This is a genomic window from Buttiauxella sp. AC038 (genome assembly GCF_979253565.1).
Map to the genome: position 1 here is coordinate 2,345,667 of NZ_CEEDCQ010000001.1, position 15,427 is coordinate 2,361,093.

Here is a 15,427-nt window from a genome sequence, read left to right on the forward strand (position 1 = left end):
GATACCCTTTATAAAGTTCTTAGTCAGGATAGAAGATGATAATGGTAAATGCCTTATGCATCTCCATCAATGAAATTTCAACTCAAGTAATATCAGTATTTACAATAATGTTCATACTGTACGCGCCGTTCATGTAACTCCAGCGGCGGGCATCACCCCGACCTTTCTTTGGTGGGCGCAAGGGTAGAAAGGGTATTGTCCATTCTTTGCTCAAAGCTGATGGGGATTTTCGAGATGCAGGTCAGCCTTGCTAAGTAATTCATCAAAAAAGGCCACCAATTAGGTGGCCTTAAGCGATATATTTTCGGGGTTATCTTATGTGTAAAACAATTTGCTGACTCGATAAGCCCTATCAGTGAAGTTCAAGTCGAACTAACTCCATCGGGCAGAAAACACCTCCACAACCTTCAATTTCAACACATTCAGAACGACGAATTTGTTCGGCTGTTTTACCTTCGCCGTGAATGGTCTTAATGACACCAGTCAGACCTTTATTGAACACCATAACACGGCTGCCAGTTGTGATAGCGTTACGGTAGCAATCATAGGTCAACATCATCATTCCTCCTTTTTGGTTGTATTGATACGAGATGATTTAACGGCAAATAAATAGCTCTTCATTGGTAAAAATGTTTTGAGCCAAGTCAAAATTTTGTAAATTTTAGATGCTCAGGAAAAGACCTCAGTCCATCAGCTAAACAAAGTGTTTTAATCACAACCCGGCCATATTTACAACTTAAGACTAATTAGTATTTTGGGCTGAGCAGCTATGCCTCGTTCATGAGAGACACTCATAATTAATTCCCCCATACCTTACTAGAAAACAGCATGCAGGAAAGCTCATCACCTATGGGTTAAAATACTTGAATGCATGTCTGCTTCCCCACTTTTAATATAAGGATATTAAAGAAAATTTTATGGAAACGTTCAAGTTAAAACATTGGCTAAATCGCTGGAATCTTATTCCTGATGGCACCCCATTTATAACTCATACATCACAGTTATATCCGGTTAAAATAGCAATACATGGTATTAAAGCCATGTTAAAAGTTACGGATGATACAGATGAACAAGCCGGTAATGCACTAATGGCATGGTGGGAAGGGAATGGTGCGGCGCAGGTTATTGCACATGAAAATGAAGCAATTCTTCTCTCAAGAGCTCTGGTTCCGCGTCATTGTCAGCTATGTCACGAGAAGGTCAGGATGATGTAGCTTGTCGTATTTTGTGTACTACTGCGAACAGGCTTCATACATTCCCAAAAAAACCATTACCCCAGCTTACGCCTCTACATGAGTGGTTTTATCCTCTAAAACCTGCAGCCTTGAAGTATGGCGGTATCCTGACACGTTGCGCAGAAATCTCCGAAGAATTGCTTTCTTCTCCACGGGATGTGGTTGCATTACATGGTGACTAACATCACGGTAACGTGCTTGATTTTGAAACATCTGGCTGGCTGGCCATTGACCCAAAAGGACTAATAGGTGAACGGGGAATCGACTTTGCCAATATTTTAACTAATCCGGATCTTGGTAATCCAGTGCCTCGTGTCGCGACGCTGCCGGAAATATTTAAACAGCGTCTAAGTGTTGTTGCCGAGACGGCAGAACTGGACAGAGATCGCCTTCTCAAATGGATAATTGCATGGTGCGGGCTTTCAACAACATGGTCCCTCGAAAGTAGTGATGCAACATCAATTGCGTCAAATGTTGCGAAGCTGGCAATTAGCGAATTGGATAAGTGATTAGACAGTTTAGTTATCTTGTCGCTCAGAGCGGACTGTAAGTCCTGGTAGTCTGCTCTGAGCCAGGAGCGGAAGTTCTAGATTCACTAGAATATGGCAGGTTCAGGCATGGTGATTCATCATTAAGCGCAGTTACCGTTCTATCAGCGTAATTACTGCAACTGGACAGCAATATGGCGATTAAGCTGATTACCCTGATACTGGTCACTAATGCCTGCACGGTTTTGGTGTTTCAGACTTTTATCATGCGGTTTCTGGCACAGATCAGCCTGCTGTTGTGAGTGATTATTTACGCCTGCAGGACCAACATGTTGGTACGGTTACAGGGAGACTTACACCAGGACTACGCTGTAACTTACCGGTTCGTCTTTGAATAAATGATAACCACTACATTCTTAACTTGTTCGCCTGGATGATTCTCGTGAAATATATAATGTGGCTATATAAATCCGTCATTACAACGAGTGACATCATGAGCAGCCCACATCACAGGCCAGGAGTGAATATCACTCGCAGGACCATGGGCTACTAGTTCATCTCTTTATGCTCGAGCATGGCAATAATCCGTTCCCCTTTTTCATCTACCGGTACATAAACCAGCAGACGAGACCCATCGCGGGGGGCGGAGAACCAGTTAACCTTTTGTATTTTGAAAGGCCCTAATTCATGGTGATAGTAAGTCATAGTGTGATTTTCGATATAACGAACTTCGTGTCTCTGTTCCCAGAAATGCCTGAATACCGGAGATGCCTCGAAAAATCTCTCTAAGAGATTTTCCCAGCGTGGGTCGCCGCGGTGTTCTGTCATACCCGCATGGAAATAAGCGATAAAAATGGGCAAAACAATATCGTCGTCACCCAGTAAATTATGCCAGTGGTCGTTTGTGAGATATTGGTAAATTGAGTTGCGATCATCGTGTGGCACATTATCGAGATCAACGCCCATCAAACGACAGTAATTAGCGTTATAACCCTGAATATCAAAGTTAGGCATGACGATACTGGCAGGGAGCGGCATGAGCGTATCCAGTATCCGCCGCGATGCAGCGCTGACCTCTTCATACTTTGATGCTACGGGCATTTCTGAAGGTTGCAGGCCTGCAAGAATAAACAAATAACGTGTCTCAGCCGGTGTGCATTGCAGAGCATCAGCAATGGCAGCCATGGAAGCCGTTGACGGATTGACTTTCCGCCCTTGTTCAAGCCAGGTATACCAGGTGACCCCGATATTCGCGAGCATAGCGACTTCTTCGCGACGCAGACCTGGCGTGCGGCGTCTGCCGCTACGAGGTAAACCAAGACGAGCTGGATCAAGGCTTTCGCGCCGTGTACGCAGAAACAGAGCCAATATTTTATTGCTATCATCCAGGAGGTTGGCGGGCATCTCTTGCGAGATTTTGAGGGGCATTAAAAATTCCAATATCGTAGCAGTGATAATACCAGTATAACCAAATACTGGTACCGTGTTAATTCATCAGAAATACTGTATTCGAATTTTAAATTATGCAGTGGAGTACTTGATGAATGTTTCGCCTGGCCGCGCTGGCCTGTTGTTATTATTAACAGCGCAGATGTTGCCAATGATAGATACTTCGATCACTAATGTTGCCCTCGATTCAATTACTCACTCGCTTGGTACGACATCGACTCAGTTGGAACTTATTGTTGCGCTTTATGGTGTTGCTTTTGCCGTCTGTCTTGCCGTGGGAAGTAAACTGGGTGATAACAATGGTCGTCGCCGTATTTTGCAATTAGGTGTATTTATTTTCGGTTTAGCCTCTTTATTATGCGGCATATCTGGTTCTGTAAATGAATTGTTGGCTGCCCGAGTGCTTCAGGGTGCAGGCGCAGCACTGATCGTCCCGCAAATACTTGCCACGCTTCATGTGACGTTAAAAGGTCCCGCTCGTGCACGGGCAATAAGTCTATATGGCGGAATTGGTGGTATTGCATTTATTATCGGGCAGATGGGGGGCGGGTGGCTGGTCTCAGCAGATATAGCGGGACTAGGCTGGCGTAACGCCTTCTTTATTAATGTGCCAATTTGCGTGTTATTCCTGCTATTGAGCCGTTCATATATTCCAGAAACAAGTAGCGAAGCACCTTCACGTATTGACTGGCCAGGAACATCTATTCTGGCAATCATGTTGTGCTGTTTACTGTTTCCGATGACCTTAGGCCCGGAATTAAATTGGCCATGGTATATGCAGGCAATGCTGGTAATGGTACTGCCTCTTGGTTATTTAATGCGCGCTGCTGCTTTAATGCAACAAAAGCGAGGCCTGCAACCTCTTGTGGCACCTCATTTGCTTAAACTCCCGAGCATTCGGTTTGGCTTATTAATTGCAGTATTATTTTTCAGTTGTTGGTCAGGTTTTATGTTCTGCCTGGCAGTGACTTTACAATCCGGTATGGGTATGGAGCCATGGCAATCGGGTAATAGTTTTATTGCGCTTGGCGTTTCTTATTTTATCTCGGCCTGTTATGCCCCAAAACTTATTGCTCGTTACTCAATGAGCACCATTTTGTTAACCGGTATTTCACTGCAAATTTTTGGCCTTATCGGTCTTATGGCAACCCTATATCATTATGGCGATGCTGCCGGTGCGCTAATCATTGCGCCAGCAACGGTCTTCATTGGTTATGGTCAGGCTTTAATCGTCAATACGTTTTACCGTGTCGGGATGCAAGATATCAAACCGAATGATGCCGGAGCAGCCAGTGCAATTCTCAGCACCCTACAGCAATCTACATTGGCCCTGGGGCCAGCGGTACTCGGCGGTTTATTCCTTCACATGCAACAACAAAATCATGGCAACTATCCGCAAGCGATGATTGGTGTACTCGGGATGGAAGTCCTGATGATGTTAGTACTGGTCATGGCAACAATAGCAAAACGACGGACCTTATCAGTAACAATCGCCGCCTAAAATAATTTCCACGTACCGTATGGTATTCATTTTAAACAGCAAGCCGGGATAAGAAATATGTTGGCTTGCTGTTTAAATCACTTAAATAATATTAATGGCTATTTTTTCGTTTTCGTCATTAAGAAATCAATCAGCGCTTTGACTCGCTTTACCTTGCCGGTACTTTTTAAATAGTAGAGATAAACCGGGGGATAGGTTTTCCAGTAAGACATCATTACCGGGATAAATTGTTCTTTATCGGGCTGCAATTCGTACACTGGCTCAAACATTCTTCCTATTCCCAGACCGCTGCGTATTCCATCTGCCATAACATCAATATCATTGCTGATAAGTTGTCCTGACATCTCAACGGTTAATTGCTCACCTTTATCTTCCAGCATTAAAGGGAGGATGCGGTTATTGGTGATAAAGCGATAGCCGATGAGTTGATGCTGATGCAAATCCGTCGGCAGTTCGGGGGTACCGTGTGCTGCGAGATAGGCTCGTGATGCATACAAACCTTCACGAAACGGTTTCATTAACTGGCGGGCCACCACGCTCTCTTCCAGGATATCGCCAAAACGAATGCCCAAATCAAAACGTTCATCAATCATATTCACGGTTCCGTCATAAACGGATATCTCAAGCTGTATTCCCGGATAGCTCTGGCAAAACTCAGCCATAAAGGGCTTCAGAATAAGCAGGTAGGCAAATCGTGACAGAGTAATTCTGACCAGCCCGGATGGTTCCTGATTCAGCTCTTTGATGCTTTCCACCGCACTTTCCAGTGATTCCACAGCCCGCGACGTTTGTTGCAATAATTGTTCCCCGGCATCCGTCAGTTCAATACGCCGCGTGGTGCGAACAAAAAGCGGGTGGCCAATATGCTGCTCAAGTAGTTTTAGCGCTTTGCTCACAGAAGGTGGTGTGATCTCAAGTTTCCTGGCCGCTGCAGTAATGCTGCCTTCACGGGCGATGCTCTGGAAAATACGGATTTGGTTGTAAATGACATTGTTCATGGCGTCATCCAGAAGTAGAAACAAAAGTTAGATTATTAGCTACTGGCTAAGAGTGTATGAGCTATTGATGCTCTAAAAAACAGAATCAGGGTTGTTTATACTCACTTCCAGTTAAACAAACCACTGTTAAGGAAGCCAAAAATGCAAAATGTACTGATTATTTCAGGTCATCCGAATCTTAATGAGTCCATTGGCAATGCCACCATCCTGGGCGAAGTCGCTAAAGCGCTGCCCGAGGCCGAAATTCGCTTTCTTGATGCGCTTTATCCGAACTACCAAATCAATGTGGCGCAGGAGCAGGAAGCCTTGCTTAACGCCGATGTGATCGTCTGGCAGTTTCCTTTTTCCTGGTATTCAGTGCCGGGGTTAATGAAGTTATGGATTGACCAGGTCTTTGTTCACGGTTTTGCCCATGGTTCAACCGCAAAACTGGGTGGCAAAAAGCTGATTATCTCCTTTACCGCCGGCGCACCAGAGAGCCTGTATTCCCCTGAAGGTTTGTTCGGTCACGATATTGGTCAGTACATGACACAGTTTGAAACCACAGCAGTGATGTGCAATCTGCAATTGCAGGAACCCGTTTACACCTTTGGGATCAGCTATGCAGGGCGTGATGAAGCTAAAGTTCGGGAACAGAAAGCAATGGCTAAAGATCACGCCGATCGCCTGGTTACCGCGATTAAAGAAACTGTGCCTACTTTAAAAATGGCTGTCTAAAAGAGAAGGCAAAAAATGTATCTCATCAATATTACGGTGAATGACGATATTACGGCTGAACAGCATGAAGCGCTTTTCACAAGCCATGTCAGCTGGTTTCAGCAGTATTTCAATACAGGCAATTTTGTTCTCATCGGCCCCTATTTGGATCGCGAAAAAGCCGGGGTGATTATTGCTCAGACCGACAGTCGGGAAGAGCTGGAAGCTATTCTGAAAGAAGACGCCTATTACCCCAATCTCGCTGAATATGAGATTCGTGAATTTACCCCCAAAATGGTAGGAAGCTGGTAATAAAAACTCGGCTATTGCGAATCAACCAAGGAGTCTGGAGCGGCGAAATGGATGGTGGTGATGGCGTGATTCGTCCATCACATCTTAGGCAAATGGGCAGCACTGTTATTGAGCAGTTCTGCCCATTTTGTATTTTGGTTCTGAATAATATTACCCGTGCCAGATTATGTCGGGCTATGGATCAAACGACACCAAAGTTGTGACGTTAAGAAAAATGCGAAAAATTAATCCAGATCATTAAATGTTAAATTAGCCAGCAAAGTGTGATCGAACCTGGATCACTTTGTACTCAATAATGAGTATATTCAGCCCGCTGTTAAAACCATAACAAGGAGAGGGCTATGAAAAAATTGTCTGTGGCGTTACTTGCATTAACCTGCTTATCTGGTGAAGCACTGGCACATCAACAAGGTGAATTCTTCATGCGTGCGGGTTCAGCAACCGTGCGCCCAACGGAAGGTTCTGACAATGTGCTTGGGATGGGCGGTTTTAGCGTCAGCAACAATACCCAACTGGGACTGACATTTGACTATATGGTGACCGATAACATCGGCATCGAGTTGCTTGCGGCTACACCGTTTCGCCATCGCGTTGGTTTAGGTCCGACAGGCGACCTGGCTACCGTTCGTCAACTACCACCAACACTGATGGCGCAGTGGTACTTTGGAGATGCGAAAAGCAAAGTTCGGCCATATATCGGCGCAGGTATTAACTACACCACTTTCTTTGATGCCGACTTTAATCAGACTGGCAAAGATGCAGGCTTGAGCGATCTGAGTGTGAAAGATTCGTGGGGAGCGGCAGGGCAAGTTGGGCTGGATTATATGGTTAATGATAACTGGTTGCTGAACATGTCGGTGTGGTATATGGATATCGACACTGAAGTGAAGTTTAAAGCTGGTGGTGAAGAGCAGAATATCAAGACGCGGATTGACCCGTGGGTCTTTATGTTCTCGGCAGGTTATCGTTTCTGATAGAACGGTAATGTCGGATGTCGCTGCGCTAATCCGACCTACGCGAGCAGTTGTAGGCCGGATTAGCGTTAGCGCCATCCGGCAACAATGAAAATTAACGACGAGTCGCGGCTTTCAAGCTCTGAACAAACGCTTTCAACTCGCTTAACATCACATCAGGGTTATCCAGATTCTTCTCGATGATTTTCACAATCGCGGAACCCGAAATCGCTCCGGCAGCGCCGGCATCAATCGCATCTTTCACCTGCGAAGGTTCGGAAATCCCAAAGCCTTGCAGTGAAGGTGCCGCACCAAATTCAGTTAGTTTTTCTACCAAATGATGAAGCGGCAACTGCGCACGGGTTTCTGCACCGGTCACGCCTGCACGAGACAGCAGATAGGTGTATCCACGGCCATGAGTGGCGATTTCACGCAGCAGCGCATCATCAGCATTTGGTGGACAAATGAAGATTGGTGCGACGTTATTGCGCATCGCTGCCTGGCGGAATGGCGCAGACTCTTCAATTGGCACATCTGCAATCAATACCGAATCGACACCAACTTTGGCACACAACGCGTAAAACTCGTCAATACCGCGGCTAAACACCAGGTTGGCATACATCAGCAAGCCAATCGGAATCGTCGGGTGCTTCTGGCGAATAACGGCCAGCATTTCAAAACACTGCGTTGGTGTAACGCCTGCGGCAAATGCACGCAGAGCGGCGTTCTGAATGGTCGGGCCATCTGCCAGCGGGTCGGAGAAGGGAATCCCCAACTCCAGTGCATCGGCACCGGCTTCAATCAGGGTGTCGATAATCTTCAGTGACTGCTCTGGCGATGGATCGCCCAGAGTAACGAAGGGAACAAAAGCACCTTCACCACGAGCTTGCAACTGTTCAAATGCGTGTTGATAACGTTCCATTAGATTTCCCCTCGCGCTTTCAGAATGTCGTGAACGGTGAAGATGTCTTTGTCACCACGGCCGGAGAGGTTTACTACCAGCAGCTGTTCTTTTTCTGGATTCTCTTTGATCATTTTCAGCGCGTGAGCCAGTGCATGAGAAGATTCCAGAGCCGGAATAATACCTTCACTGCGACACAGCGTTTTGAATGCTTCCAGCGCTTCGTCATCGGTGATTGATACATAATCGGCACGGCCAATGCTGTTCAGGTGCGCATGCTGTGGGCCAACTGATGGGAAATCCAGACCCGCAGAGATAGAGTAAGATTCTTCAATCTGGCCTTCGTCAGTTTGCATCATCGGGGATTTCATCCCGAAGTAGATGCCTACGCGACCATGTTTCAGTGGCGCACCGTGTTCACCGCTTTCGATGCCGTGCCCGGCTGGTTCAACACCAATCAGGCCGACTTTGGCATCGTTAATAAAGTCTGCAAACATGCCGATTGCGTTAGAACCGCCGCCTACACAGGCGATAACTGCATCTGGCAGGCGGCCTTCTTTTTCAAGGATCTGCGCTTTGGTTTCCTCACCGATCATGCGCTGGAACTCACGCACGATAGTTGGGAATGGATGCGGACCAGCTGCGGTGCCGAGCATATAGTGCGCGGTGTCGTAGCTGCCAGACCAGTCGCGCAATGCTTCGTTACAGGCATCTTTCAGCGTGGCAGAGCCGCTATGTACAGGAATCACTTCCGCACCCATCAGGCGCATACGGAACACGTTCGGCGACTGGCGCTCTACGTCTTTTGCACCCATATAAATGCGACATTTCAAGCCGAGCAGGGCACTGGCTAATGCTGATGCCACACCATGTTGACCGGCACCGGTTTCGGCGATGATTTCAGTTTTGCCCATTTTCTTAGCAAGCAAAGCCTGGCCGAGAACCTGGTTGGTTTTGTGTGCGCCGCCGTGCAGTAAATCTTCACGTTTTAAATACAAGGTGGTTTTGGTGCCAGCTGTCAGGTTACGACATTTGGTCAGTGCAGTTGGGCGGCCTGCGTAGTTTTTCAGCAGGTCGTTAAATTCAGCCTGAAACTCAGCATCGCTTTGCGCGGCAACAAAAGCTTCTTCTAACTGACGCAGTGCAGGCATCAGAATTTGCGGCACGTACATGCCACCAAACTCACCGAAATAGGGATTAAGTAAAGTCATGATATTTTCCTTAGTAAGCCCGCAGCGTCTGGAAGACGGCAGCCAGCTTGTTAGCATCTTTAATACCCGGCGCGCTTTCGACACCCGAGTTGAAATCTAAACCTATGCAGCCTGTTTTTGCCGCTTCGACGCAGTTATCTGCACCCAGTCCGCCAGCCAGAATGACGTTTTCCAGATTCTGGCCTGCCAGGAGGGACCAATCAAAGCTTTGCCCGCTGCCGCCCTGGCCATTGTCGAAGAGATATTTGTCGACGTGGTTTAAATTTCGCGCCGGTAAACTCTCTTTAACACTCAGTGCTTTCCAGATTTGCACATTCGCTGGCAGGATGGCACGCAACTCGTCGATGTAATTCTGGTCTTCATCACCATGTAGTTGCACAGCAGACAAAGTGAATTTTTCGGCTTTTTGTACCACTTCACTTACCGGAGTGTTGCGGAACACGCCTGCAAATTTCAATGGGGCTGCGGCAATCACCGATGCTGCGGTTTCATCGCTAACAAATCGCGGTGACGTCGGTACAAAAATCAGTCCACCATAAATAGCACCTGCTTCATATGCCGCGCGGGCATCCTGGGGGCGGGTGAGGCCACATACTTTGTTATTGCCAAGCGTTACACGACGCACTGCGGCATTTAAATCGTCTTCACCCATCAGGGCAGAACCAATCAGGAAGCCGTTAGCGTAGTGGCTGAGCTCGCGGATTTGGCCGTAATTGCTGATGCCAGACTCACTGATAACCGTCACACCATGCCCTAAACGAGGCGCTAATTGGCGCGTACGGTTCAGGTCGATGGATAAGTCGCGCAAGTCTCGGTTATTGATACCGACAACTTTGGCGCCCAGGGCGATTGCGCGCTCAAGCTCTTCTTCATTGCTGACTTCTGTCAGCACACCCATATTCAGGCTATGTGCTACAGCTGCGAGCTGGCGGTACTGCTCGTCGTTAAGAACGGACAACATCAACAGACAAGCATCGGCCTGATAAAAACGGGCCAGGTGAATCTGATACGAGTCGATAATAAAGTCTTTGCACAATACTGGCTGCGTGACGATGTTGCTGACAATCGGCAGGAAATCGAAGCTGCCCTGGAAATATTTCTCGTCAGTCAGTACTGAAATAGCGGAAGCGTAGTGTTTATAAACATTAGCAATACGCGCCGGGTCGAAATCATCACGAATCACGCCTTTAGATGGAGAGGCTTTTTTACACTCCAGAATAAAGGCCGTACGGGCACCTTGCAGTGCGTGATAAAAATTACGTGTTGCCGGTACGATGTTGTTCTGGAAACTTGCCAGGGGTTGTTGTTGCTTGCGTGCTTCAACCCAAATCGCCTTATCAATGACGATCTTCTTTAATACTGTTTCCTGCATGACTTATCCTCTTCCTGCAAGCTGAGTAACCCGGTCATACGCAGCACCGCTGCGCAGTACTTCCAGCACTCGTTGTGCGTTCGCTTTAAGATCTTCTTGCCCATGCAGGCGCATTAGCATTGCGACGTTTGCCGCTACAGCGGACTCATGAGCTGTCTCTCCTTTACCTTGTAACAGGCGGCTGAGAATGTCACGGTTTTCTTCCGGTGTGCCGCCTGCAAGCTGGTCCTGGTGATAAGCAGGAAGGCCAAAGTCAGTTGCTTCCAACTGGTAGCTTTTGATCTCGCCGTCATGCAGCTCTGCAACTTGTGTAGTGGCATGCAGAGAAACTTCATCCATTCCGCCGCTATGCACTACTGCCGCGCGCTTGTAACCCAAAACGCGCAGTGTTTCTGCAATCGGCAGCACCAGTTCCGCACTATAAACGCCAATCAACGCCATTTGTGGATGTGCCGGGTTAATCAATGGCCCAAGCACGTTAAACAGGGTGCGCGTTTTTAACTGCTGGCGCACGGGCATCGCATGGCGGAAACCAGTGTGGTATTTCGGTGCGAACAGGAAACAGACGCCCAAATCATCTAGCGCTTGACGGGACGCTTCAGCACTCATTTCCAGATTAATACCAAACGCGGCCAGTAAGTCGGAAGAGCCCGATTTACTGGAAACACTACGGTTACCGTGTTTCGCCACTTTCAGGCCAACAGCCGCGGCCACAAAGGCACTGGCGGTGGAAATATTGATGCTGTTGCTGCCATCACCGCCGGTGCCAACGATGTCGGCAAAAGGATAATCCGGGCTTGGAAACGGCGCTGCGGCTTCAAGCATTGCGGTCGCCGCGCCGGCGATTTCATTTGGATGCTCGCCACGTACTTTCATACTGACCAGTGCTGCCGCCAACTGTTCTGGTTTCAGCTCGCCGCGCACGATGGCGGCAAACAGCTGGTGGCTTTCTTCGCGGCTCAGCGTTTGAGCTTTATACAGTTTGTCGAGAATCGGTTGCAGCGTGTTGGCTTGTTTTAACTTCAGCAATGCCCAGTCGAGAGTCTGCTCAAGCAAGCGCGCGCCGTGAGTGGTCAGAATGGATTCAGGGTGGAACTGGAAACCACATACGCGGTCAGCGTCGTGGCGAACCGCCATCACCATGCCATCAAAATGGGCGTTAATGGTTAAACCCGCAGGAATATTGCTGCCGACTAATGAGTGGTAGCGCGCAACCGGCAATGGATTAGGTAAACCGGCAAACATGGCTTCACCGTCATGGGAAATAATTGATGCTTTACCATGCAGGATTTCACCCGCCTGGCCGACATAACCGCCGTAAGCTTCAACAATAGCCTGGTGGCCCAGACAGATACCGATAATCGGCAACTTACCACGCAAACGGGTCAACAGCTCAGGCATACAGCCCGCTTCACTCGGCGCACCAGGACCAGGTGAGAGCATCAGAACCGGGTTGTCCATCGTTTCCAGACGCTCAATTAAGGTCTGTGCTGGAACATGGTTACGATAGATGACGACATTGTGTCCGTTAGCACGCAGCTGATCGGCCAGGTTATAGGTAAACGAGTCGATATTATCGAGCAGCAGAATGTCAGCCATCAGAAAATCTCCTGTGCGTGATGCGCGGTTGCGATAGCGCGCAGTACAGCGCGGGCTTTGTTACGTGTTTCGTCAGCTTCGGACTGCGGTACGGAATCTAGTACTACGCCAGCCCCGGCCTGTACGGTGGCAATGCCGTTTTCAACGTAGGCGGAGCGGATAACGATACAGGTGTCTAAATCACCATGAGCGGTGAAGTAGCCGACGGCGCCGCCGTAGCTACCACGGCGCACACCTTCAGCTTTGGCAATCAGCTGCATAGCGCGTACTTTTGGTGCGCCGCTCAGGGTGCCCATATTCATGCAGGCGCGATAAGCGTGCAGTACGTCGAGATCTTTATGCAGTTCGCCCACCACCCGTGATACCAGGTGCATCACAAAGGAGTAACGGTCAACTTTAGTCAGGTCAGCAACATAACGGCTGCCTGGGGTGCAAATTCGTGCCAGGTCGTTACGCGCCAGGTCAACCAACATCAGATGCTCGGACATCTCTTTATGGTCGGTACGCATCTCCAGCTCAATACGGCTGTCGAGGTCACGATCAAGTGAACCATCAGCGCGGCGACCGCGTGGACGAGTCCCGGCAATTGGGTAAATTTCTATCTGGCGTGATTTCGCATCGTATTTCAGCGAGCTTTCAGGGGATGCGCCAAACAGAGTGAAATCGTTATCCTGCATAAAGAACATATACGGGCTTGGGTTGCTCTTTTTCAGTGTCTGGTAAGCGGCAAGTGGAGAAGGGCATGGCAGTGAGAAACGGCGTGATGGGACAACCTGGAAAATCTCACCGATGCGAATGGCTTTCTGCATTTTGCGCACCACATCGCCAAACTCTTCATCGCTTTGGTTGCATTCGCAGGTCATGCGTTCCACTTTTTGCACCGGCAGCGCAGAAGGTTCCTGCTGCATCTGCTTACTCAGTTGTTCAGAGCGCTGAATCAAACGCTGTTTTTCCGAAGCTGATTGGGTGAACAAGCTTGACTGAATGCGTGTATTTTTTTCTGATGGTCGATAACCAGCAACGTTTCTGCCAGGTAGAAACAGTAGTCAGGGCAGTTGTTGTCTTGCTTGAGATCGGGCAAGTCTTCAAATCCTGCAACCAGGTCGTATGCAAACAAGCCGCCGAAGAACATCGCTTCACGCTCGTTTTCCGGCACCGTCACCAATTCCTGCATCAGACGGAAGGCGTCAAATACCGACAGTGAACACAGACGAGCATCTTCATCCAACAGCGAACTGATTACCGGGAAGCGCAACACACGGCCTTGTGGAGAATGGTTATTTTCTACGCCGCTAGGTAAAGCCGCATCCAGCAATGGAAGCAGTGAGGCGCCATTTTCTGAAAGGGCGTGAATCGTGACGGTGTCACCCAAGGCGGTAATACGCAGCGCACTGTCAACTAACAGCAGGCTTTTTAAATCATCCTTGCTGTCGATATCGGCGGATTCGAGCAGTAAGGTTGCTGGACGTGCGCCGCACAACTGGTGGAAAACGGCTGTCGGGTTATCACGATATGGCGCGTCGTTAATCAGTAATTCGAGCGCTGGTTTTTGTGTTTGCATTTTTTGCTCTCATATTTTGTTCAAAAAAAGGCCCGCTTCATTGGCGGGCCTGGTATCTGGGCTGAAATACAGCCATAGCGATTACACTGCCCGTTATCAGGAAGTACGCCACCAGCTGTGCATGCGGATTATCGCTTTCATTATCAGATACCTTTCTCGTGTGAACTTGCGTACTAGTTAACTAGTTCGATGAATCAAAGTCAATAGCGATTTTTAGTTATGAAGGAAAATCGCTATCATGAGCGGCGTTTTTCATTTTATTAACACACCCGGAGTTATTTTGAGCCAACCAACACTAGCGGTGATTCACGACTTACATAGCCATACCACCGCGTCTGATGGCCTACTAACGCCAGAGGCGTTAGTACAACGAGCCGTTGAAATGCGTGTTGGCATTCTGGCAATAACAGACCATGACACAGTAGCCGGAATTGCTGCTGCAAGGGAAGCGGTATCACGCCTGCAATTGCCATTGCGTTTAATTAGCGGCGTTGAGATCTCAACCATCTGGGAAAACCATGAAATACATATTGTTGGATTAGGTGTTGATGAGCACAATCCGCAATTAGCTGAGTTCCTTGCCCAGCAAAGTGAGCGCCGTATTCAGCGAGCAACATTAATCGCTGAACGTCTGGAAAAAGCACATATCCCCGGTGCACTGGAAGGTGCGATGCGCCATGCCAACGGTGGCGAAGTCACTCGCGGCCATTTCGCGCGCTTTTTGAAGGAGTGTGGAAAGGCCAATACAATGGCTGATGTGTTTAAGAAATATCTCGCAAAGGGGAAAACCGGTTACGTTCCGCCACAGTGGTGTACAATAGAACAAGCTATTGATGTAATTCATCATTCTGGCGGTCAGGCGGTTCTGGCGCATCCAGGCCGTTATGACCTGAGTGCTAAATGGCTGAAAAGGTTACTGGCGCAGTTTGCCGAAAATGGTGGCGATGCCATGGAAGTCGCGCAGTGCCAGCAAGCTCCCAATGAGCGCACCCAACTTGCGAGTTACGCACAGCAATTTAATTTGCTGGCGTCGCAAGGCTCAGATTTCCACATGCCTTGCGCGTGGATCGAGCTTGGGCGCAAGCTCTGGCTGCCTGCAGGCGTAGTACCTGTTTGGCAGAATTGGGATGTCGGCCACATCGCAAAATAGA

The 15,427-nt window shown here is 48.4% G+C and carries 12 protein-coding genes, 2 pseudogenes and 1 other annotated feature; of the genes and pseudogenes, 6 read left to right on the forward strand and 8 right to left on the reverse strand.

What is annotated here, in order from left to right; translation table 11 throughout:
* Nucleotides 1-352 precede the first annotated feature (352 nt).
* Entirely contained in the window at nucleotides 353-556 is a 204-nt protein-coding gene (ydfZ, locus tag AC0IXI_RS11190) for a putative selenium delivery protein YdfZ (protein ID WP_422568301.1), read from the reverse strand.
* Between the two features lie 361 nt (nucleotides 557-917).
* On the opposite strand from ydfZ, the pseudogene AC0IXI_RS11195 reads away from it, so the two are divergent.
* Nucleotides 918-1,744: pseudogene (locus tag AC0IXI_RS11195) on the forward strand (aminoglycoside phosphotransferase family protein).
* Between the two features lie 528 nt (nucleotides 1,745-2,272).
* On the opposite strand, the gene AC0IXI_RS11200 reads toward AC0IXI_RS11195, so the two are convergent.
* Nucleotides 2,273-3,151 (reverse strand): helix-turn-helix transcriptional regulator, encoded by an 879-nt coding sequence (locus AC0IXI_RS11200; RefSeq protein WP_243839564.1) that lies wholly within the window; start codon nucleotides 3,149-3,151, stop codon nucleotides 2,273-2,275.
* A gap of 112 nt (nucleotides 3,152-3,263) precedes the next feature.
* Between AC0IXI_RS11200 and AC0IXI_RS11205 the strand changes: the two genes are divergently transcribed.
* Nucleotides 3,264-4,673, forward strand: coding sequence for an MFS transporter (locus AC0IXI_RS11205; protein WP_064511643.1), 1,410 nt, complete (start codon nucleotides 3,264-3,266; stop codon nucleotides 4,671-4,673).
* A 98-nt stretch (nucleotides 4,674-4,771) separates the two neighbouring features.
* Here the strand turns inward: AC0IXI_RS11205 and AC0IXI_RS11210 are convergent, their stop codons facing one another.
* Nucleotides 4,772-5,671 (reverse strand): LysR family transcriptional regulator, encoded by a 900-nt coding sequence (locus AC0IXI_RS11210; RefSeq protein WP_471682413.1) that lies wholly within the window; start codon nucleotides 5,669-5,671, stop codon nucleotides 4,772-4,774.
* Between the two features lie 141 nt (nucleotides 5,672-5,812).
* Between AC0IXI_RS11210 and AC0IXI_RS11215 the strand changes: the two genes are divergently transcribed.
* The 3 genes from AC0IXI_RS11215 to ompW all read left to right on the forward strand — a co-directional run bounded on the left by AC0IXI_RS11215 (nucleotide 5,813) and on the right by ompW (nucleotide 7,653).
* Nucleotides 5,813-6,388 (forward strand): NAD(P)H-dependent oxidoreductase, encoded by a 576-nt coding sequence (locus AC0IXI_RS11215; protein ID WP_134182370.1) that lies wholly within the window; start codon nucleotides 5,813-5,815, stop codon nucleotides 6,386-6,388.
* 15 nt (nucleotides 6,389-6,403) lie between these two features.
* Nucleotides 6,404-6,679 (forward strand): YciI family protein, encoded by a 276-nt coding sequence (locus tag AC0IXI_RS11220; RefSeq protein WP_134182371.1) that lies wholly within the window; start codon nucleotides 6,404-6,406, stop codon nucleotides 6,677-6,679.
* 341 nt (nucleotides 6,680-7,020) lie between these two features.
* Nucleotides 7,021-7,653, forward strand: coding sequence for an outer membrane protein OmpW (ompW, locus tag AC0IXI_RS11225; RefSeq protein WP_064511639.1), 633 nt, complete (start codon nucleotides 7,021-7,023; stop codon nucleotides 7,651-7,653).
* A gap of 94 nt (nucleotides 7,654-7,747) precedes the next feature.
* Here the strand turns inward: ompW and trpA are convergent, their stop codons facing one another.
* The 5 genes and pseudogenes from trpA to AC0IXI_RS11250 form a co-directional block, all read right to left on the reverse strand.
* Nucleotides 7,748-8,554, reverse strand: a complete 807-nt coding sequence (gene trpA / locus AC0IXI_RS11230; RefSeq protein ID WP_064511638.1) for a tryptophan synthase subunit alpha — start codon at nucleotides 8,552-8,554, stop codon at nucleotides 7,748-7,750.
* Complete coding sequence (gene trpB / locus AC0IXI_RS11235; protein WP_034457050.1) at nucleotides 8,554-9,747, reverse strand: tryptophan synthase subunit beta; 1,194 nt, start codon at nucleotides 9,745-9,747, stop codon at nucleotides 8,554-8,556. Before trpB ends, trpA begins: the two co-directional genes overlap by 1 nt.
* Nucleotides 9,748-9,754: 7 nt before the next feature.
* Nucleotides 9,755-11,116, reverse strand: coding sequence for a bifunctional indole-3-glycerol-phosphate synthase TrpC/phosphoribosylanthranilate isomerase TrpF (gene trpCF / locus AC0IXI_RS11240; RefSeq protein WP_471682414.1), 1,362 nt, complete (start codon nucleotides 11,114-11,116; stop codon nucleotides 9,755-9,757).
* 3 nt (nucleotides 11,117-11,119) lie between these two features.
* Complete coding sequence (gene trpD, locus AC0IXI_RS11245; RefSeq protein ID WP_413498197.1) at nucleotides 11,120-12,715, reverse strand: bifunctional anthranilate synthase glutamate amidotransferase component TrpG/anthranilate phosphoribosyltransferase TrpD; 1,596 nt, start codon at nucleotides 12,713-12,715, stop codon at nucleotides 11,120-11,122.
* Nucleotides 12,715-14,276: pseudogene (locus AC0IXI_RS11250) on the reverse strand (anthranilate synthase component 1). Before AC0IXI_RS11250 ends, trpD begins: the two are co-directional and overlap by 1 nt.
* A gap of 22 nt (nucleotides 14,277-14,298) precedes the next feature.
* Nucleotides 14,299-14,396, reverse strand: a sequence feature (Trp leader region).
* A 118-nt stretch (nucleotides 14,397-14,514) separates the two neighbouring features.
* Between AC0IXI_RS11250 and rnm the strand changes: the two are divergent.
* Nucleotides 14,515-15,426, forward strand: a complete 912-nt coding sequence (gene rnm, locus AC0IXI_RS11255; protein WP_471682415.1) for an RNase RNM — start codon at nucleotides 14,515-14,517, stop codon at nucleotides 15,424-15,426.
* Nucleotide 15,427: the final 1 nt, after the last annotated feature.